This is a genomic window from Legionella sainthelensi (genome assembly GCF_900637685.1).
In the GTDB taxonomy this organism is placed as follows: Bacteria; Pseudomonadota; Gammaproteobacteria; order Legionellales; family Legionellaceae; genus Legionella; species Legionella sainthelensi.
This window is the reverse complement of the sequence record NZ_LR134388.1, coordinates 671,886-691,268: the sequence shown is the minus strand read 5'-3', so window position 1 is coordinate 691,268 and position 19,383 is coordinate 671,886. Positions and strand designations below refer to the sequence as shown.

Genomic DNA, 19,383 nt, shown 5'->3' with positions numbered 1-19,383 from the left:
ACATCCTGTTTGAGTTATTTTCTAAGAAGGTGATGAGTATATACCGATTCAAAATGAACAGGAAGAATGAGCTAGAAAACATTATCTAACGAGGAATTACGCATTGACAGCAATGTGATATCAAAAATATTTGATGAACATCTAGCAATGGCTACAGGACCCCAGAATGAGAAGAAAAAAGCGACAAGACCGAGAGCCTAGCCCTGAGCATGTAGAAGCAACGTTTTTTCCAGATAAAAAGCAGGATTTGCATGAGAAATATACTGCTGATTTTAACAAACAACCTTCATTATCGAGTAGAACTAAGATTGCTTATGCCGCCCTTGCTGCGACTATTATCAATATTATACCCGCCAGAAGATGTTCGAAAAATCAAATATAGTTGCGCCGAAGAATAAGAAAGAAAACAGAGGAGAATTAAACCAGGATACAGATTAACTAATTTTTCGTAAAGCCAATTACTCACAGCTTGGTATAAATAGTTTTGTATCAAAATACGGGATATTTTGATAGGTAAATTTTCAGTACCAGACAAGCCTTTATCGTATTTAATACATTGAAAAAATTAAATTATTAAAAAATCTCATATGAAAAATCAAAACATTTGATTGGTTTTAAATTAACCATTTAATTAAAATTATGATCCAATAGATGCATAGAGAAAATGATAATGGGCTTAGACACTTTAGAGAATTTAATAAATCAAATAGGTGATGATGATCGAACGGATGTTTTTCAAACAGGTTTTTCGGAGCAATTTATTTATTATGACCTGACTTTGCCCGAGACATCTACAGTTTTGGAGCAGAACCTATTGAATCGAGAGGAGAAAAGAGATAATGAATCTAAATCCATAAAAAAATTAAGGTGTTGTGTCAGCATTAATTTCTCTAAATCCGATCTGCAAATTGATACAAAAAAAGCAGCCGCTCTTTATATTGTTTACCAGGATGGCAGTAAACAAGTTAAAACCGTGGCAGGTGAAAAGAATATACTCGCATTATTAACAGAGTTAGAAAAAAATGGAGCATCACGCAAAGATACTTTTCAGCGCATGGGGGAAGCCGAGCTTAACTGGTTGATGGAATCTGTAGAGTCTGTTTACAAACATAATACGATGAGTTCTGGTCAGAATATAGATGGGTTTTATTACCAGGGTCATCAAAATATGTTGCAAGCCTTAGTAGCCCTTATCGAAACACATGATCTCGAACACTTAAATGTGGTGGATGCTGGATGTGGACGAGGAGAGTTATTAAAAATGACTGCTCATCAATTTCAAAATATGCCTGTGGATGCATGTTATTTTGGTTTTGATTTCAATGAGGACAATATCAAAGTTGCACGTAGAAATACAGCGGCAAAAAGCGCTCTTGACCAGAAGAGTACTCCCGAACAATTGTGTCACTTTGAGGTCGGTAATTTGCTAATGACAAATACCCTGATACAACAGAAAAAATCTGAAGCAATATTACAGCATAACTGGCCTACAGTGTTTTTTCTTTCTGGTGCATTAACTCGCTTAGTACTTAAAGATGGGTTTGAGGCACTGCGTGTTTTACAAGAATGTGCATTAGCACAGACAGATTATTTGATCGGATGTGGGGTTGGGGAGCCTCTGATTAATCACTTTATTGCCAAGCGCGTTGGATACAAAGCGATACATACATCCCTCCCTCACGGAGGAATGCATAAATTCTTCAGTTACCAAAAAATGACTGAGGAGGAAATATTGGCGAACAAACGTCGAAAAATAAATAAGAAAAATATATTAGATTTATCTCTTGCTCCAAATCCTGTAGCGTTATTATGTGCTTTAAAAAGCGATATTAAAAATAATATGATTCTTGATTTGTCCTTTTGTCAGCTCTCAGACTCACTTAAAGCAACCCTATATGAATTGATGCGTGCACACAAGGGAATTAAATTAATTTATTGGCATCATGACATTGGCCAATTACAAGACTTCATACATTCTTTTAGCTGGTGTACCTTTACCATAAGAAACACCCATGTAGACAGCTATTTGATGGCACCCCGTTCATTTTTTGTATCCATGCAAAAAGGTTTGGGCTTGTTTGATAATTCGTTGAGTAATATAGAAAATATGACGAATATCTCTGCCCTATCTCTAACGGAAAAGATAACGCATGCGCTTACTCTATTACATGATTTAACATTCTGGGAGAGAAACAGCGTCAATGATGCGCAAGAATGCATTTTAAAATACTTCCAGTGTCATTTAGGATATGATGGTGATGCGGTGGCAATGATAAAGAATACGATGGAGCCTTTACTTTTCGGTGATAATCCTAAAGCAAGCACCAAAAATTATATTCAGAATTTGATAAGTAAACAGATGACAGGCAGTGCCACACTAGAAGAGGATATGTTTTTGTTGGTTACCTATCAATTTGGAATTAGCTATTTTGCAACAAGGAATGGCTATCCGTATACAGAGTATGCCTTAACCCCAAATCGCGCCAAAGAAGTGGCGTTCTATAATTATTTGGCAAACAAATATAATCAGCAATTGGATGTGGAAGAAATAAAGGCTTTATCTGACTGGCGAGAGTCACTGGATACACCCAAAACCACACTATCCAATCTATTTAATAACTAATTGATTATATTATATTATTCTATGTTTTTCATGAGAATAATTGATTGGATTAACCTTATCACCTTATTTTACACGGATGTTCCTGGAGTCTCTGTATCTGTTAATTATCGTATCTGGGATAATTAACAGATACAACTAAAAATGATTATGATCGTGAGATGCTTCTTGAACTGCTCTCATGGGGTTTGCAGCCAGAGTTACAGCAGATAGCTGGTATTTCATCGTTATAATTTGAAATTCATTCCAAAACAAAAAATAGCTTTCTTATTCGGACTTGAAGACAACCGTCTTATTTCAGCAATACAATCAAATACAAACATTAGAAGATTGGCCTCATGACGGAAAAATCCCATACTTAAAGGATTATGGGATTGTCAGAGTTTTCAGACAATTGTACAAGAAAGTATATCGCTATTATGCTTTGGATGTTGCATATCTGGATGACCTTGATGGCATGAGTTATGTTGATTTTGAAAGAATTTATCATGCTCATTGGACCATAGAACGGCTCCATCAAGCGATTAAGCAAGTTTGCAATATTGAACGTTTTCAACGTCAGACCACAACATCAAATCAAAAAGCATATATTTTGTGCGTTAAAAATTTATGCATTTAGAATTTATACGCCGAAACAAACTCACCCCCATTGGTATGGCATCCAGAAAAATTTCTTTTTAGACGTTATTCGAAACTTTATTATAAACCCAGAAAAATATCAGGCTATCCATGCGTAAGTCCTATCTAACTTATTGACCCAGAGTTCTTGAATATTAATAACCATATGGACATCAAAACTGGCCATAATTGATCAAATAATATACAATGATTATAAGAATCCAAGAAAGGGGCGTTATAATGAAATGGATTATCCTTATAATTAGTGCTGTTTTAATGTCTGGATGCTACTACTCAACTGACGTAGTTGAATACAGACAAGTGATGCCTGCAGTTCAACCTGTAGCAGTTTATACTTATCCGGGGGTTGATGTTACAGCAACCACTATTGATTGGTATTAGTCAACGCAGCACGAATGTTGTTTCATAAAGCTTATTCCTGGTGAAGGCGCATAGGCATCACTTAAGGAAAAATTGACTATCGTTTTTAAAAAAGGGATATGTCGAAGAGTTCATCACCCTCCTTTGCGGAAGGTGACGTTTGATGCAGTTCCTGCTGTGAAACGTTCTGCTTTTATTCTTCCTTTGAAGAATAGCCGCATCCCTCTTGCGGACATAAAATTTGACGACCAAATTTCTTGCTTTCTTTCACCGTTAAAATAGGCCAGTTGCATTTTGGACAAGGTTGATTAATCGGCTCATTCCATAATGCATAATCACATTTAGGATAATTACCGCAGGAATAGAAAATCTTTCCTTTTCTCGATTTGCGTTGCAATATTTTTGCTTGATGGCATTTAGGACAATCGACACCGGTATCAGCCGGCTTTTCTATAGGCTCCATGTGTTTACATTGAGGGTAATTACTACAACCTATAAAACGACCATACCGTCCAACTTTTATATGCAATGGACTAGAGCATTCAGGACAAACTCTTCCCTCAATTACTTCCGGTTCTTTTTTTTCATTTTCCTGTCCTGCAATATCTTGAGTATAATCACATTCTGGGTAACCTGTACATCCAATAAATCGTCCACGCTTACCTAGTCTAATTGATAGAGGTTTTTCACATTTCGGACACTTTTCATCCAAAATCTCTGAAGTCACATCCTTGCGTTGTACCTGTTCATCTGTAGTTTTAATTTGTTGTACAAATGGCTTCCAGAACTCATCCAAAACTGGTATCCATTCTTTTTCACCACGAGATACGGCATCAAGAGTATCTTCAAGCTCCGCAGTAAACTTATAGTCAACATAACGTGTAAAATAGCCAGTCAAAAAACGATTGACGATACGACCTACATCAGTTGGAAAAAATCGCTTTTTATCAACAATAACATACTCTCGCTGTTGTAAGGTATGTATAATTGTCGCATAGGTTGAAGGACGGCCTATATCATACTCTTCTAATGCCTTAACCAAAGTTGCTTCAGAATATCGTGGCGGTGGCTCAGTGAAGTGTTGATTGGCTAATATATCTTGTACCTTTACTTTTTCGCCCACTGCCAATACTGGTAATAAAGAACCATCATTCTCATCTTCTTTAGTATCATCACGCCCTTCTTCATAGACTGCAAGAAATCCAGGGAATGTGACCGTAGAACCATTAGCTCGAAAAACCGTACCTTCACCACAACTTAAATCTACTGCGACCGTATCTAATACCGCATCAGCCATTTGGCACGCGACTGTACGTTTCCAAATCAAATTATAAAGCTTATATTGATCCGTAGTTAGAGAAGCTTGCACCATTTCTGGTACACGTTTGATTGATGTAGGTCTAATAGCCTCGTGAGCTTCTTGAGCATTTTTAGATTTAGTTTTATAAAGCCTTGGACTTGTTGGGCAATTAGCCGCACCAAAACGCTCTGTAATAAATTGGCGGATTTCTTCTACCGCTTCTGCCGACAAATTTACCGAGTCAGTACGCATATAGCTAATAAGACCTACCGTTCCCGTCCCTATGTCTATTCCTTCATAGAGTTGTTGAGCAACCATCATCGTCTTTCGAGCGGTAAAACCTAATTTTCGCGCAGCTTCTTGTTGTAATGTAGAGGTAATAAAAGGAGGAGAAGGTTTGCGTTTGCGTTGTTTTTTCTCAATATTCGTAACCAGCAAAAAACCTTTAGCTTCGTGAATCAAAAACTCTTTAATTTGTTGCGCTTGCTCTTGCTGGACTATCGTAAATTGTTGCAATTTTTCATTTTTATAATGCGTTAAACGCGCCTCAAAAGCGCTGTTTTCATGGAAACACTGGGCTAAAATTTTCCAGTATTCTTGGGCTACAAAACGTTCGATCTCTTCTTCACGTTCCACAATAAGACGTAAAGCAGGACTTTGTACTCGGCCTGCAGACAGCCCTCGTCTCACCTTCTTCCAAAGTAAAGGAGATAGATTAAAGCCGACTAGATAATCTAATGCTCGTCTTGCTTGTTGGGCATTGACCAAATCCATAGAAATAGTACGCGGATGATTAATAGCATCTTGAATGGCTGATTTAGTAATTTCATTAAAAAAAATTCGATGAATGGTCTTATCTTTAGTAAGATTTTTTCTTTCATTAACTCGTAGATATGCCAAGAAATAGCTTCACCCTCTCTATCCGGGTCTGTAGCCAGCAATAAGGAATCCGATTTTTTGAGTGTTTTCGCAATAGTTTCAATATGACGTGCATTCTTTTCAATAGGGACATAAGTCATTGCAAACTGCTGATCTGGATTAACTGATCCTTTACGTGCAGGTAAATCACGTACATGCCCATAAGAGGCTATGACTTCATAATCATTACCTAGATATTTTTGAATTGTTTTTGCTTTAGCGGGTGATTCAACAACTACCAAATGTTTACTCATCTTAATGTTAACCTTATCCTTCTTCCCCATTGCAACACAAGAATGCCAAAAATCCGCGAATTAAAAGCGAATGTTGGCGCTAAAGAATGAACTATTTAAAATAACTTCTCGTAATATAGGTAATAGATGATATTAATGTAATGTCAACTCATCTTCTGATTGATAAAGAACTAAATCAAGAAAAGCCAATTGTTCTTCATCTAAACTATTAGCTAGCGCATTCCTTATCGTCCATTTAGTTTCTTGAAGGGTCACAATGCGAGATTCAGAAAACTGTAATTGATTCATAATGACTTCAAAAGATTCTGCATTAAGAACGTTCCATAATTTCATGCGTACAATAAATTGATAACTGGCTTTAGTTAGCTTTATTTGCTCATCATAGGTAAATACCCGAGTTGATGTATGTTGCTGTGCTTTCAAATGCACCATCTGCTCCTCAGAAGTCAAGCTTTCGTCATCGTTAGATTCGATTGCATCTTGATCGGCAGTTTTATGGCTTTTTTGTAGCTGCGTAAGACTTGTTTCAAATAAACTCAACAACATTTCAAATAAGTTATCTTTCATATACTAACACCTCATATAGCCACCGGGGACAGATACAACAATCCCACTCAATTCTAATTCTGCAAGCTCACGAGTCACTTGCTCAACGGTGCATCCACTACGTAAAATGATCTGATCAACAGTAGTCATTTCAAAACCAATGAACTTTACTAGGTTTTTATTCCCGCTGGCAAGAGGTAAAATTGCTTTACTCGTTGTTTGCCCTTTTGAATCAATCATTAATTCCTCGAGAACATCAGTAACTGACGTCACTAACTTAGCTCCTTGCTGTAATAGGTAATGACACCCTCGAGCCATAGGATTATGAATGGAGCCTGGAATCGCTAAAACATCGCGATTTTGTTCCAAGGCCATTCGTGCTGTGATTAATGAGCCACTCTTTACTGCTGACTCAACAACCAAAGTGCACAATGATAAACCACTTATTATACGATTTCTTCTCGGGAAATGTCCAGCGATTGGTGGACTTTTTAAGGGAAATTCGCTTAATAGAAGCCCATTTTGAGTAATATGTTGCGAAAGTGTTATATGTCGATGCGGATAAATACTATCTATTCCCGTGCCCAAAACAGCGATTGTTTGACCTCCAGCCTCCAGACACCCCATATGAGCCTGGGCATCAATTCCTAAAGCTAAGCCACTTGCAATGGTCACACCATAAGCTGCAATTGATTTTGCAAACATCCGTGCATTCTCGCTTCCTGTTACAGATGGATTCCGGCTTCCCACTATAGCCAATGTTGGCTGCTGCAAACAAGAAAGTTGACCTTTAGCATATAAAACTAGAGGAGGATCAGTAATCTCTTTTAATAAAGAGGGGTATTCAGGTGAGTCCCAAGTCAATAGATGATGATCCTCTGCTGCCTTTAACCAATCTAAATCCATTTGGATTAAACTGAAATCAAAACCAGCTATGCTTTTTGCCAAAGCACCGGGTACCCCCGCTTGTTCTAACTCCATTGCTGTAAGCTGAAACATTTATTGTAAATTAGGCCAACGTTTATGTAACTTTACCGCGGTACGAGGACCAACTTTTTCCATACGGTTTAAAGCAAGATAAAAGCGGAGATTATTCATGGATTAGTCACCGCATTTAATAAATACACAGCACGTGTTGAACGCACAATTAAGGCATAACTTGTCTTGGTGAATACCCTAAAAACCATAATTTCCCCAATACGCTCCGGTGGCAAATGGATAGGGACGAGTTTATCTTTAGGATCGTTCACTATGCCAGAGTCCCTGTAGATTCCCAGCACATCTCCTGCTTCCAATCCGTCACGAGCGCCTAAACTAATCACCGCCACACCTCCTACGGCCTCCTGAGCATTTCCATTGGGCATACCATTAGGCATATCAATGATGTACCCTCTCACAAGAAAATTAGGTGCTTTTGGCTCAAAATAAAGATTAAACTCAGGACTATTGTTAATTAACACACTATCTTGGATTTTAATTCCTTCATTGATACTGGTTAATAAAATAGTAGCGGGTTCCCCTCCCGCCACAAGTTCGGAATATCCCACTAAATTTGCACGATATCCTAAAAATTCCTTGGTCTTGGGATGCTCATAATTTTTACCCCCTCTAAAAATAGAATATGCAGGAACTCCCCTCGCAGGTAATTTACGAGAAGGATGCAAGCCCTGCACATAAGCTTCGTCTCCTTGCCCTCCTATCATATGTTCCCCAACGAAGGCGACTATATAAGGTGCCCAATTAAGGACATCTTGATCCAAAATCAAAGACTCATTCAAAAATGGCTTGATATCGCTTAATGGAATTGCAGGAACAGCCTCATCTAGTGGCAAAGGACGCACGTTAGGTGATAATTTTATCGTGCCATTTGATAATACTTTAATATAAGGTTTATTAGCAATATAAGCGAGAACCAGCACCGCACCTGGATATAAACGATTGGGGTTTTTTATCTTGGGATTAGCATGCCAAAGCTCTTTCCACTCCCAGGGATTATGTAGGTAATGACCTGCAATACTCCATAAAGTATCTCCATGTCGCACGATGTAACGCGACGGAGCATCTGACTTTAAGCTTAGGGCATAATTTAAAGCGGAAAAGAAAAAAAAGAATAACGAGAGACAAAATCTCATGGAGTCAATCCTTTGTTGGAATATCTTGCAGCCTTACAATATATCAAGGATAATAACATGATTTTTATGTAGAGAACCAGATAAACAATGGCTATTCATACAATTCTTTATTTACCTGACGCTCGATTAAGAGAGGTTGCAAAACCTGTTGTTCATTTTGATGATAAATTGCAAACTTTAATTGAGGACATGTTTGAAACTATGTATGCCGCTCGTGGTGTAGGGCTTGCCGCACCCCAGATCGGCGTGGGCTTAAGATTATCTGTCATAGATATTGTAGGTGATAAAAAAGATCAACTAGTTATCATTAATCCTGAGGTCGTAGCATCTGAAGGAGAAAAAAAATTTGAAGAAGGCTGTCTTTCTGTACCTGGTGCTTATGACACGGTCATTCGCGCAGAGAAAGTTACGGTAAGAGCATTAGATAGAACAGGTAACCCTTTTGAAATCCACGCTGATGGCTTACTTGCTGAATGTTTGCAACATGAAATTGATCATATGAATGGTAAATTATTTATTGATCTGCTCTCGCCATTAAAAAAAGCCATGGCACGAAAAAAATTAGAAAAGTTTAAACGCCAACACACACGCAAATCATGAGCCAATTAAATATAGTTTTTGCAGGTACGCCAGCATTCGGTATTCCTTGTCTTGATGCATTGTTGCATTCAAACCATCATCTCCGAGCAATTTATACTCAACCCGATCGCCCTGCCGGACGAGGCCGAAAGCTACAAGCTTCCGCTGTAAAAGAATGGGCTTTAAAACATCAAATCCCGATCTATCAGCCCATTAACTTCAAGAATCCGGAGGCAGTTGCTGAGTTAAACGCTTTAAAACCAGATATTATGGTTGTTATCGCTTACGGACTAATACTCCCTAAAATCGTTCTTGAAATTCCAAGATTAGGTTGCATTAATGTACATGCTTCTTTACTGCCTCGCTGGCGAGGAGCTTCCCCAATACAATCAGCCATCTTGCATGGCGATCAAGAAACTGGTGTTACCATCATGCAAATGGATGTAGGTTTGGATACTGGGGCCATGCTGCATAAAGTAGTTTGTCCTATATCATCCACAGAAACCGCAAACAGTTTACATGATAAATTAGCTCAAATTGCCGCTCAACCCTTATTAGAAACACTTGATCAATTAGCGAATCATACAGCACAACCAGAAATCCAAAATAATAAATTAGCAACTTATGCCAGTAAAATTAATAAAGAAGATGCTCGTATTAATTGGGAACAAACCGCAACAGAAATTGATCAAAAAATTCGCGCGTTCAACCCTTGGCCTGTAGCATACACTTTTTTTGGTGAGGAAATCTTACGCATCCATCAAGCCCAAATTATAGCAACGCCATTTACACAAGCTCCGGGCACAGTAATCAGCATCGATAAAAAAGGTTTATTGGTTGCAACTGGAAGTCAAGGGTTGCTTGTAGAGAAAATTCAGCTTCCTGGTGCAAAAATCATTACTATAGCCGATTGGTTAAATTCTTCTAAATCACAAGCACATGCAGGTTTTTGCTTTGATGAACAAGAATAAGCCTCCTTCACAATGCCTCGCAGAGAAAAAGTGCGAAAAGACTCAAAACAATGCTCCCCCACAAGCCAGCCCTCAAAGAGGCCTAATGAACGATTACATGCTCTAAACATTCTAACTCGTGTATTGGTTGAAAGAACACCATTGTCGCAGCTTATGCCAGCTTCTGCTGAAGTTTCACCAATGACTAAAGAAATTTGTTTTGGCTTTTGCCGTCATTATTTTCGCCTGCAAGCAATGGCAAACTGCCTCATGCAGAAAAAACCTAAAGAAGTAGAAATATGGGTTGCCCTGTTGATAGGAATCTATCAATTACATTATATGAAGTTACCTGATTATGCCGTAGTTAAAGAAACTGTAGCCTTACTCGAAAAAATAAAAATGGCATGGGCAAAAGGCTTACTAAACGCGGTATTACGCAATTTTTGTCGCCAACATCATGAAATTCTTACTCGACTGGATAACAATCCCCTATTTCTTTATGGCCATCCTCAATGGTTATTAAAACGTTTGCAAAAAGATTGGCCTAACGATTGGCAGGCGATAACCAAGGCAAACGAGGCTCATCCTCCTATGACTTTAAGAGTCAATCTGAGAAAAATATCAGTGGCAGAGTACTTAAATGTTTTACAGCAGGCAGATATCGCGGCTACTCCTCATTCTGTTGCAGCCGAAGCAATAGTGCTACAAACACCTCGTGATGTACATCAACTCCCGGGATTCGCTCAAGGTTTAGTTTCGGTACAAGATGGAGCAGCGCAATTAGCAGCTTCGTTATTATCTTTAAAACCAGGCCTTAGAGTGCTTGATGCCTGTTGTGCCCCCGGAGGGAAAACCTGCCATATTCTAGAGAAAGAGCCTCATCTCGCAGAATGTGTTGCTGTGGATGTTGATTCTAGAAGATTAGAAAGAGTTCGAGAAAATTTAAATCGCCTTAATTTACATGCTACTTTGCTTCAAGGAGATGCGTCCACCCCTTACCAATGGTGGGATGAAAAACTCTTCGATCGTATTTTATTAGATGCTCCTTGCTCTGCAACTGGAGTTATTCGCCGTCATTCCGACATTAAATTACTTCGAAACGATGAAGAAATTTCCGCTATTACAAAAATTCAGCATACTATGCTTAGCTCCCTCTGGCCTTTATTGGCAAAAGGCGGAATACTTGTTTATGCCACATGCTCGGTAATGCTTGCCGAGAACGAACAACAAATAGCCAGTTTTATAAAAAACAATCCAGAATGTAGAATAATCACAAAATCTGGTAACTGGGGACATACAACAAAATACGGTCAACAGATTTTACCTGGGGAACAAGGCATGGATGGTTTCTTTTACTCTGTATTATTTAAGGATGAAAAATGACCCTCAATTGGCCCTTAATCATCGTTCTATTCTGCTTATCTATTCCAGGAGTAACAATAGCGATAAAACGTTTAATTTATTTTTTATTACCTGATAATTCTGAAGAATTAAAAAATAAAATAAGTCGTTTTGCCATTCTACAAACTTTATTTATGGTTTTAATCTTGAGCATCGCTGGTGCGGCCTTATCTCCAACTACTGGTTTACATGCTCCTGAGCTTGAAGCATTGTTACAGGGAACCGCGGGAGTGGGTGTACTTTTACCAGTTTTATTACCCGCAATCTGGTATGCATTTTTCGGCCTTCTTATTTTTTGTGTCCTGTATTATGGGGTGATGAAACGGGTTATTGACAAAAAAAGTCTAGAAATTATGGAAAAAATTCATTTTACTCTAGGAGTTGATGGCTGTGTCCTTTATGGGGGTGTTGTAGAAGAAGTAATCGCCCGTTGGGGACTCATGAATGTAACTTTATTTTTTGGTTTACTTTTTAATAAAGACTATGCCACCCTCGCCACTTGGATTTCAATTTTTATTAGTGGTTTAATATTTGCTCTCGGCCAACTTCCAGCTTATCTAGCAGCTGGTTGCACTTCCAGCAGGCGTTTTCTCTATTCTTTTATTGTTCTTAGTCTTTATCAATCCTTTCTTTTTGGATACGTATTCTGGAAATATGGACTAATTACAGTAATATTAGCGCACATGTTGTTTCATTTAGGATGGGCAATATTTGAAAATGTAAAAAAATCGTAAAGACATCTCAGCTTAATCTTACCTTAACCTTCATCTTTTATTCTACACACAAGAGTATAACGTTGGGGGTAAGGAAATGGCCACATCAAGTAATGAATTTGCTGCATTAGTAAACAAGTTACATGAATCACCAAATGATCCAGCCATAAAAGCAGCAGTGGTACAGCATTTACCTAAAATGTTGGTCTTAGCTCAAGATAACCCCATGGCATTATATCATTTGGCACACATCTATCCACCAAATTCGTCTCAGTACAAACAAACTATGCGCCAATCTGCTAATTTGGGATGTACGAATGCAATGCTGGTGATGTGCCAAATGTTAGCTAAAACAGATGATGCAAATGATTTAAAAAAGGCTGCCCATTATTTAGGAATGATTCAAAAATCTAATGATTCATACATTAAAGAGCAGGCTCAAAAGCTGGTTACTGAGCATCCTCAATTAGCAAGAACAATGAAAGAACATATGAAACCTAAATTATATCATAATAACAACATTCATCAGTTCTTTGCCCGCCTACCCGAAAAAGAGGTAAACAACGAATATATAGACGCAGTAGCATGTAAAATTTAATACAAATACATTCCCTGGGTATCCAGTAGCCGGGGAATATCAGTAAGTTTAGAAAGTTGCCATTTCCGTGCACGCGATAATTCATTCCCAGGAAGAAGCATCGCCTGCATAAAATGCGTCAATATGAGTCTTTCCTTAAGAGATCGACGCTTACGTCACTTAATGACAGTGAATACAAAAGAGCCCTTGTTACAATCAACAAACAATCTTCTTGGTCATTTATATCAAGTAAATGGATTTATTTGCTATTTTTAAAATAAATATCTATCGAAATAGGTGTAGGTTATGCAAAAAAAAATTGACGAAACAATTAAATATATTGAAAACGTTCCAGCAACTCATGTTTTAGAAATGATCAAATCTGGCATAGAACCGATATATACTCATACAAACTTACAAAGCTGTCAACGCCCAAAACTAGATATTGCTGAAATAATGGCATGTAATGCCGTATATTCTAAGACAGAAAAACCCAAATACCCCACTGTTCAAAGTCTTATTACCTATCCAATTGAACGTATTGTATACTTCGATACTATTGCCACCACTGAAACAGAAGTTCAATGTGGTGAAGAGCTTGATTTATATAAATATGTAGACTGCATTTATGACAAAATTTCTAAAATTAACTTCAAAGAATTTGAACACGCAATTAAAGAAACAGCCCAAATTAATGCACTAAAAGCGTATAATGCGATCCATAATAAAGATCAGCTCGATCCCTCTTTGGCTAAACACAAAGAGGTATATGATAGAATAAAAGCAGCCTTTGAAAGTGAATTATACCAAGTATCAGATAAATTTTTACTGAAACACCATGTTAATCCAGAAGAAGCATTTCCTTTATTAGTAAAAATGACCTTAGAAGATATGATTTACAATGAAGAAATGAAAAAATGCATTGAATCCCACATAACGCCCAAAATTAAAGAAATAATTAACCAACTTATTGCAGAAGAAACTCCTTTTCCCATCCATGATGCAAAGGGTACCATCATCGGAGAAGCTCCACTGCAAAAACTATCAGTGCATCAAGGAGCAGAACGACTGACACTGATGCTCGCAGGAGCTCCAGCTTCAGGAAAAGGTACTATTCTCGCTAAAGTACTTCATGAAGCCAAAACAACCAATGGTATTGATGAACGAGATATGGTAAAAATTAATACGGATACACATCGGATATTAGTGTGTCATGGACGTCAGGAACAATTAGGGACGAATAATGAGCTGCATGTATCTTTAAACAATGATGAAGCATCTTATATCACGCTCATGGGCTATGAAAAAATGCGCCAAAAAATTAGCCAAGATAGCGCCCCTCATATGTTGATTGATGGAGTCGCCCCGGCTAATGACAGGATTCAGCTAGGAACACAAAACAACGGCAAACTTGAAATCTCGATTGTTACAGTTGATCCTGAATGCTCGGTAAAGCGAGCCCAGCAACGCGGAGAAAGCACCGGACGTTACGTACAAACGTCTTATTTAATCAACTCACATCGCAATGTAACTTTATCCACTTATGACATGCTGTCCAATAAAGAATTAATTGGAAACAAAAACATTCAAATCTCTATTTATGATACTAACGTGCCACATGGCACTACTCCTGTTTATATTGCATGGATCGATATGAAAGATAAAAAGGCAGAAATTTATGATTCAGAAAAATTAGCGGAATTTCGGGGTAAAAGGCATATAGAGCCTATTCTTAATCGAGAGCAATTTTTCTCTCGATCAATGAAAAGAAGTTTATCTATGAGCTCCAGTGAACTATTATCTCTATCAGGATATGATGTGAGTGATAGCAGTGAACAAAAACTAGACTATTAAAAAAGTTACTTTACGCTGAAATAGAGGAAAGTCAAATGCCATGCAAACCAATTAAACCTGATAATTCAGACAATCAACAGGAATCAAAATCAAAAAAATTTTTTGAAAATGAAAAAATAAAAGAATATGAAAAAAATGAACCTTTATTTGATGATGACTACATTGAAAAAGAGTTACAAGAAGAATTATTGAAGGAAAGGGAATCGAAAGATGATGAAAATCATACAACGAAATTTGGCCCAAATTAGCAAAATAGTTTGCTCAGAACAAGCTTATAAACTGGACTAGGGAGCCACTTAAAAGTGGCCTTGGTCCAAAAATATCTTTGGCTATCTACCTCACATTCAAACCGCGAGTGTGAATCTATTTGAACCAAGGTTAGGGTGTTGCTAAGCTAGGTCTCGCGCATAAAGCTTGATAAATGGTCGCAGAGAGTATTCGAATGAAGAGAAGCCAAGTGCAGCTCCTCAACATGGAAACCAAGGGCCAACGACATCTAATCTTTGATAAAACTTAAGCCAACAAAAATCGAAAGTTCTTTTGGATTTCATTCAAGTCAAACTGATTTAAATATAAGGAAAAACTCATCCAGGCGCTTAATGCAGCCAAATCTCGGAATGGAGGCGGCAGGTAAACAGGATTGGTCAATATCTCACGTTCCTTTAATTCAGTGAGCAAAGGTAAATCATCCAAAACTAATTTCCCTGTAAACAATAGTGGTATAGATTCCACATGTTTTTTGCTTATCGCAAAACGAATGTAATTGTAAATCAGCACAAAACCTTTGGCATAAGAGAGATCTTTTGTAAAAGGCCCACCTGTCGGTATACTGCCTCTGAAAACACGTACTGTTTGATTGTAACTGTCATCCTCGCTTAAACCACATCCTAAAAAGTAATTATAAATATCGAGGAAGTCTGCCCCTTGTGTGACCATATCTAGAGCAATCACTCTATTAGTAATTTTTAGCATCCGACTCGGATATGAAGAAAAGGTAACAACTTCCGTGATCACTGCTAAACCTTCCTGGATAACACTACTTGACGGTGAGCCTTTAGAAAGAAAAAAGCAATTGGGTTGCATCGAACCATTCAAGGTTGTCCCCACATGAACCCATCCTTCATGCACTTCCAAATAACGAAGATCTCGATCACTAAACATGGCTTGTTGACTCAATTTAATACTATCAGCACCTGCTGAAGCATCAGCTATCATATCATCACTTACCATAACAGTGACTTTACCAGGATGTTTATCAAAAAATTGTCCTAGTCGAGCTTGTAAAATTTCTTGTGCTTGTTGGGGTGTATAATGTTTTACATCTGCTTCTGATTGCAATTGAACACTAAGGCCTGTTAATACATCAAAGAGTAATGTACCCATCTCTGACATACGTGGTCCTCCAGCATAAAATACATCATTTGGATTGCCATACAGTTCTGTTGCTATTTCGGAAAATGCGGGCGTACCTCGCACAGCGAGCATTTGGGTTGCTCTAATGTATTCTTCACATTGACGTCGAATTAAACGAGTTAGAGTAGAATATTGTCCTAATTGATTTTGAGCATCGCGTAAAATATTGCGAAACTCTTCCTGCTTTTCAAACACATCAAATGGTAAAGGCTTTTTCTCATAATATTCTTTATCTACCGCAGGAAGCTTTTTACCTTGGTGTTTAAAAAATTCTTTTTTATAGAATCATCCCATTTGATACTATCAAGAATCCTAATCTTGCGTTGCGCATCAACAATTCGCTGCGATAAGTCCTGAACAATATTTAATTCAGCTGATTCTGATGGTGTCATAATAAACCCTCTATGATACAGGTGGAGCGATACTTACACGTGCATCTTGGTTTTGTTGTGGCAAATCATAAAAATTACTAATATTTGCCCTCGATAATGGGGGTGGAACCTCCAAAACTGGACCATTACGACTATTTAAGTAAAGGCGTTCCCCATTACTTGCATAGCGACTGCATCCAGAACAAATTAGAGCAATGCAAACGAGAATAAAACTCAAATTTTTCACTTAGATCAACTCCAAATTCTTCAATATTTTTTCTAAAGGCTCATGATGCTCTTTTGATAAAGGTGTCAATGGCATTCTTAATTCATTTTCCATTAAGCCCATTTTGTTTGCTGCCCATTTTATAGCAATAGGATTTGTTTCAATAAACAATAATTCATATAAAGGCATTAATTGCTCATTAAGACGTAAACATGCCGCATGATCCCCATCTAAAGCTAAATCACATAATTTTGCCATTAATTTAGCAACTATGTTAGCTGCCGCGGAAATATTTCCCTTAGCTCCGGCTAACATCCAAGATGCGGCAGTAAAATCATCACCACTAAATACATCAATGCTTCCGTCAGAAAGACGCAAAATTTGTTGTAACCGGGTCATTTGGCCCGTAGCATCCTTTATTCCCACAATGTTAGAAATCTTTGCAAGTCGTGCTACAGTTTCAGGTAACATATCACAAGCAGTCCTCGTTGGAACATTATAAAGAATGATAGGCATAGCAACCGCATGCGCTATTTGGCTGTAATGCTGATATAAACCTTCTTGAGTTGGCCTGATATATGCTGGAGTCATGATTAACGCAGCATGTGCGCCACATTCCATCGCTTCTTGAGTTAATTTAATACAATCACGAGTGGCATTCATACCCGTTCCAGCAATTACAGGAATTCGCTCTTTAACTTGATCAACAACGGTTTTAATCACAAGAATTTTTTCTTCGTGGGATAAAGTGCCCGACTCACCTGTAGAACCTGCTGCCACCAGACCATGACTACCCATTTCAATATGATATTCCACAAGCTCACGCAGACGAGAAACATCTACTTGATCATTGAGCATGGGAGTTAATAAAGCAACTATGCTTCCTTTAAACATATCTTCCTCTATTTTTTATGATCGATACTGCTAATACTACTGGAAAATGAGGGTCAGAGTAAAATTTGTCTTTTAAATGCCTTCAACAAATATAAAATATGAACAATTATTTAGCAAAAAATAAAAATATTGTACTAAAATCATAATGGAGATAAAGAAATTAGAATCTTCTGGCAAATAAAAATCAATCTATAAATGCAGAAATTCTTAAAATCATAAAAGGGAGTTCACTATGAAAAAATTATTGCTCCATTATTTTTTATCAGTTTATCAGTTTTTATGCTCGGTGGTTGCACTAATACAGAAGTAGGAACCGGTGTTGGTGGAGCAGCTGGAGCGGGTATAGGTTATGCCGCTACTGGAGGTAGTGCACTAGGTACAGTAATAGGTGCAGGAGCCGGAGCTCTGGTAGGCAATGCTATTGGTCAACAACAAGACCGACAATATTACTACCGTCATCGTTATTATCGTCCTGGCTACAATTACTATTATTACTAAAAAAATAACTTTAACCTCTCTAATAAAGGGGTTAAAGTTTTTAAATCCATTGAGTTTTTGTCATCCATCTAAGCTAAATGCGAGGCTGTAGACAATTAGTTCCAACAAATTGATGTACACCATTCGGCTCCCAAACATATTAAGGTCAGGACAAGGGTAAAATGAATTGTCAAAAATTCTTTGGAGAAAAATAAGCAATATTTTACTTCCATTGCTATACTTTTAAAAAATTTAGTTCAGTCAATATGATTGCCCATTAACTCAAAAATTATACAAGGATTGTTATCATGCGCTTAAAAAATAAAGTAGCTATAATTACTGGAGCCGCTAGTGGAATTGGTAAAGAAATAGCTTTAGTTTATGCGAAAGAAGGTGCAAAAGTTGCCATTGCTGATTTGAATTTATCTCAAGCCAATGCTGCTGCTGAAGAAATAAAGTCTCAAGGTGGAGAAGCAATGGCAGTTGCCATGAACGTCACCGATGAAAACGAGGTCAATCAAGGCGTAGACGCTGTAGCTGAAAATTTTGGTGGTGTGGATGTTCTGGTCAGCAATGCTGGAATTCAAATTATTAGCCCGATAGATCAATTAGCTTTTTCGGACTGGAAAAAACTAATCTCTATTCATTTAGACGGTGCATTCTTAACAACTCGTGCTGCCCTAAAGCACATGTATGCTTCCGGTAAAGGAGGCAGTGTCATTTATATGGGTTCGGTGCATTCCAAAGAAGCCTCTAAGCTTAAAGCACCTTATGTGACTGCAAAACATGGCTTACTCGGTTTATGTAAAGTGGTTGCTAAAGAAGGGGCTGCTCATAATGTAAGAGCAAATGTCATTTGCCCTGGTTTTGTTAGAACACCACTTGTAGACAAACAAATCCCAGAGCAAGCTAAAGAATTAGGCATTACTGAGGAAGAGGTCATTAAAAATGTCATGCTCAAAGATACAGTCGATGGGGTATTCACTACTACTGATGACGTAGCACAAACCGCTTTATTTTTTGCTTCTTTTGAATCTAATGCACTAACAGGACAATCCCTTGTAGTAAGTCATGGCTGGTTCATGGAATAAATTTGGCATGACTTCAAAATGGCTTCACTATCAGTGCGTACCACCGACAACAAAAATGAAATTATTAT

19 protein-coding genes and 2 pseudogenes are annotated in these 19,383 nt (G+C 37.7%); 13 read left to right on the top strand and 8 right to left on the bottom strand.

What is annotated here, in order from left to right; genetic code table 11:
• Window positions 1-166 precede the first annotated feature (166 nt).
• From EL220_RS03095 to EL220_RS18110, 4 genes are all read left to right on the top strand, one after another.
• A complete protein-coding gene (locus EL220_RS03095; RefSeq protein WP_027270827.1) occupies window positions 167-382 on the top strand; it encodes a hypothetical protein in 216 nt (71 codons plus the stop codon).
• Between the two features lie 282 nt (window positions 383-664).
• Window positions 665-2,623, top strand: coding sequence for a methyltransferase domain-containing protein (locus EL220_RS03090; protein WP_128130815.1), 1,959 nt, complete (start codon window positions 665-667; stop codon window positions 2,621-2,623).
• Window positions 2,624-2,897: 274 nt separating this feature from the next.
• Window positions 2,898-3,239, top strand: coding sequence for a transposase (locus EL220_RS03085; protein ID WP_128130814.1), 342 nt, complete (start codon window positions 2,898-2,900; stop codon window positions 3,237-3,239).
• 239 nt (window positions 3,240-3,478) lie between these two features.
• The gene (locus tag EL220_RS18110; RefSeq protein WP_164480583.1) at window positions 3,479-3,640 is read left to right on the top strand and encodes a hypothetical protein; all 162 of its coding nucleotides are present in this window, start codon (window positions 3,479-3,481) and stop codon (window positions 3,638-3,640) included.
• 172 nt (window positions 3,641-3,812) lie between these two features.
• Here the strand turns inward: EL220_RS18110 and topA are convergent.
• The 4 genes and pseudogenes from topA to EL220_RS03065 form a co-directional block, all read right to left on the bottom strand.
• Window positions 3,813-6,091: pseudogene (gene topA / locus EL220_RS03080) on the bottom strand (type I DNA topoisomerase).
• Between the two features lie 132 nt (window positions 6,092-6,223).
• Entirely contained in the window at window positions 6,224-6,658 is a 435-nt protein-coding gene (locus tag EL220_RS03075) for a DUF494 family protein (protein WP_027270823.1), read from the bottom strand.
• 3 nt (window positions 6,659-6,661) lie between these two features.
• Window positions 6,662-7,543 (bottom strand): DNA-processing protein DprA, encoded by an 882-nt coding sequence (gene dprA, locus EL220_RS03070; RefSeq protein WP_051544725.1) that lies wholly within the window; start codon window positions 7,541-7,543, stop codon window positions 6,662-6,664.
• A 188-nt stretch (window positions 7,544-7,731) separates the two neighbouring features.
• Window positions 7,732-8,769: a LysM peptidoglycan-binding domain-containing protein gene (locus EL220_RS03065; RefSeq protein WP_027270821.1), complete on the bottom strand. Its 1,038-nt coding sequence runs from the start codon at window positions 8,767-8,769 to the stop codon at window positions 7,732-7,734.
• 87 nt (window positions 8,770-8,856) lie between these two features.
• Between EL220_RS03065 and def the strand changes: the two genes are divergently transcribed.
• From def to EL220_RS03040, 5 genes are all read left to right on the top strand, one after another.
• Window positions 8,857-9,369, top strand: coding sequence for a peptide deformylase (def, locus tag EL220_RS03060; RefSeq protein WP_027270820.1), 513 nt, complete (start codon window positions 8,857-8,859; stop codon window positions 9,367-9,369).
• Complete coding sequence (gene fmt, locus EL220_RS03055) at window positions 9,366-10,319, top strand: methionyl-tRNA formyltransferase (RefSeq protein ID WP_027270819.1); 954 nt, start codon at window positions 9,366-9,368, stop codon at window positions 10,317-10,319. The genes def and fmt overlap by 4 nt, the downstream gene beginning before the upstream one ends.
• 12 nt (window positions 10,320-10,331) lie before the next feature.
• Complete coding sequence (gene rsmB / locus EL220_RS03050) at window positions 10,332-11,681, top strand: 16S rRNA (cytosine(967)-C(5))-methyltransferase RsmB (RefSeq protein WP_197720973.1); 1,350 nt, start codon at window positions 10,332-10,334, stop codon at window positions 11,679-11,681.
• Entirely contained in the window at window positions 11,678-12,433 is a 756-nt protein-coding gene (locus tag EL220_RS03045; RefSeq protein ID WP_027270817.1) for a CPBP family glutamic-type intramembrane protease, read from the top strand. The genes rsmB and EL220_RS03045 overlap by 4 nt, the downstream gene beginning before the upstream one ends.
• Window positions 12,434-12,509: 76 nt before the next feature.
• Window positions 12,510-13,010, top strand: coding sequence for a hypothetical protein (locus tag EL220_RS03040; protein ID WP_027270816.1), 501 nt, complete (start codon window positions 12,510-12,512; stop codon window positions 13,008-13,010).
• Here EL220_RS03040 and EL220_RS19475 read toward each other — a convergent pair.
• Window positions 13,007-13,132: a hypothetical protein gene (locus EL220_RS19475; protein WP_261975411.1), complete on the bottom strand. Its 126-nt coding sequence runs from the start codon at window positions 13,130-13,132 to the stop codon at window positions 13,007-13,009. The genes EL220_RS03040 and EL220_RS19475 overlap by 4 nt on opposite strands.
• Before the next feature lie 163 nt (window positions 13,133-13,295).
• Here EL220_RS19475 and EL220_RS03035 point away from each other — a divergent pair, with 163 nt between their 5' ends.
• A complete protein-coding gene (locus tag EL220_RS03035) occupies window positions 13,296-14,843 on the top strand; it encodes a zeta toxin family protein (protein WP_027270815.1) in 1,548 nt (515 codons plus the stop codon).
• A 35-nt stretch (window positions 14,844-14,878) separates the two neighbouring features.
• Window positions 14,879-15,091 (top strand): hypothetical protein, encoded by a 213-nt coding sequence (locus EL220_RS03030; protein WP_027270814.1) that lies wholly within the window; start codon window positions 14,879-14,881, stop codon window positions 15,089-15,091.
• A 265-nt stretch (window positions 15,092-15,356) separates the two neighbouring features.
• Here the strand turns inward: EL220_RS03030 and EL220_RS03025 are convergent.
• The 3 genes and pseudogenes from EL220_RS03025 to dapA form a co-directional block, all read right to left on the bottom strand.
• Window positions 15,357-16,648, bottom strand: a pseudogene (locus tag EL220_RS03025) (flavohemoglobin expression-modulating QEGLA motif protein).
• A gap of 10 nt (window positions 16,649-16,658) precedes the next feature.
• Complete coding sequence (locus EL220_RS03020) at window positions 16,659-16,874, bottom strand: hypothetical protein (protein ID WP_027270812.1); 216 nt, start codon at window positions 16,872-16,874, stop codon at window positions 16,659-16,661.
• Entirely contained in the window at window positions 16,875-17,747 is an 873-nt protein-coding gene (dapA, locus tag EL220_RS03015) for a 4-hydroxy-tetrahydrodipicolinate synthase (protein WP_027270811.1), read from the bottom strand.
• Window positions 17,748-18,026: 279 nt separating this feature from the next.
• On the opposite strand from dapA, the gene EL220_RS03010 reads away from it, so the two are divergent.
• Together EL220_RS03010 and EL220_RS03005 are read left to right on the top strand one after the other, a co-directional pair.
• Window positions 18,027-18,245 carry a glycine zipper domain-containing protein gene (locus EL220_RS03010; RefSeq protein ID WP_128130813.1) on the top strand — a complete coding sequence of 73 codons (219 nt, stop codon included), beginning with the start codon at window positions 18,027-18,029 and terminating at the stop codon, window positions 18,243-18,245.
• 287 nt (window positions 18,246-18,532) lie between these two features.
• Window positions 18,533-19,315, top strand: coding sequence for a 3-hydroxybutyrate dehydrogenase (locus EL220_RS03005; RefSeq protein ID WP_027270809.1), 783 nt, complete (start codon window positions 18,533-18,535; stop codon window positions 19,313-19,315).
• Window positions 19,316-19,383: the final 68 nt, after the last annotated feature.

Excerpts from the sequence above, each read along its gene's own strand:
- EL220_RS03075 (WP_027270823.1), bottom strand. The coding sequence starts at position 6,658 with ATGAAAGATAACTTATTTGAAATGTTGTTGAGTTTATTTGAAACAAGT.
- EL220_RS03005 (WP_027270809.1), top strand. The coding sequence starts at position 18,533 with ATGCGCTTAAAAAATAAAGTAGCTATAATTACTGGAGCCGCTAGTGGA.
- rsmB (WP_197720973.1), top strand. The coding sequence starts at position 10,332 with ATGCCTCGCAGAGAAAAAGTGCGAAAAGACTCAAAACAATGCTCCCCC.
- EL220_RS18110 (WP_164480583.1), top strand. The coding sequence starts at position 3,479 with ATGAAATGGATTATCCTTATAATTAGTGCTGTTTTAATGTCTGGATGC.
- fmt (WP_027270819.1), top strand. The coding sequence starts at position 9,366 with ATGAGCCAATTAAATATAGTTTTTGCAGGTACGCCAGCATTCGGTATT.
- EL220_RS03090 (WP_128130815.1), top strand. The coding sequence starts at position 665 with ATGATAATGGGCTTAGACACTTTAGAGAATTTAATAAATCAAATAGGT.
- EL220_RS03040 (WP_027270816.1), top strand. The coding sequence starts at position 12,510 with ATGGCCACATCAAGTAATGAATTTGCTGCATTAGTAAACAAGTTACAT.
- dapA (WP_027270811.1), bottom strand. The coding sequence starts at position 17,747 with ATGTTTAAAGGAAGCATAGTTGCTTTATTAACTCCCATGCTCAATGAT.
- dprA (WP_051544725.1), bottom strand. The coding sequence starts at position 7,543 with ATGGATTTAGATTGGTTAAAGGCAGCAGAGGATCATCATCTATTGACT.
- EL220_RS03095 (WP_027270827.1), top strand. The coding sequence starts at position 167 with ATGAGAAGAAAAAAGCGACAAGACCGAGAGCCTAGCCCTGAGCATGTA.
- EL220_RS03010 (WP_128130813.1), top strand. The coding sequence starts at position 18,027 with ATGCTCGGTGGTTGCACTAATACAGAAGTAGGAACCGGTGTTGGTGGA.
- EL220_RS03065 (WP_027270821.1), bottom strand. The coding sequence starts at position 8,769 with ATGAGATTTTGTCTCTCGTTATTCTTTTTTTTCTTTTCCGCTTTAAAT.
- EL220_RS03045 (WP_027270817.1), top strand. The coding sequence starts at position 11,678 with ATGACCCTCAATTGGCCCTTAATCATCGTTCTATTCTGCTTATCTATT.
- def (WP_027270820.1), top strand. The coding sequence starts at position 8,857 with ATGGCTATTCATACAATTCTTTATTTACCTGACGCTCGATTAAGAGAG.
- EL220_RS03035 (WP_027270815.1), top strand. The coding sequence starts at position 13,296 with ATGCAAAAAAAAATTGACGAAACAATTAAATATATTGAAAACGTTCCA.
- EL220_RS03030 (WP_027270814.1), top strand. The coding sequence starts at position 14,879 with ATGCCATGCAAACCAATTAAACCTGATAATTCAGACAATCAACAGGAA.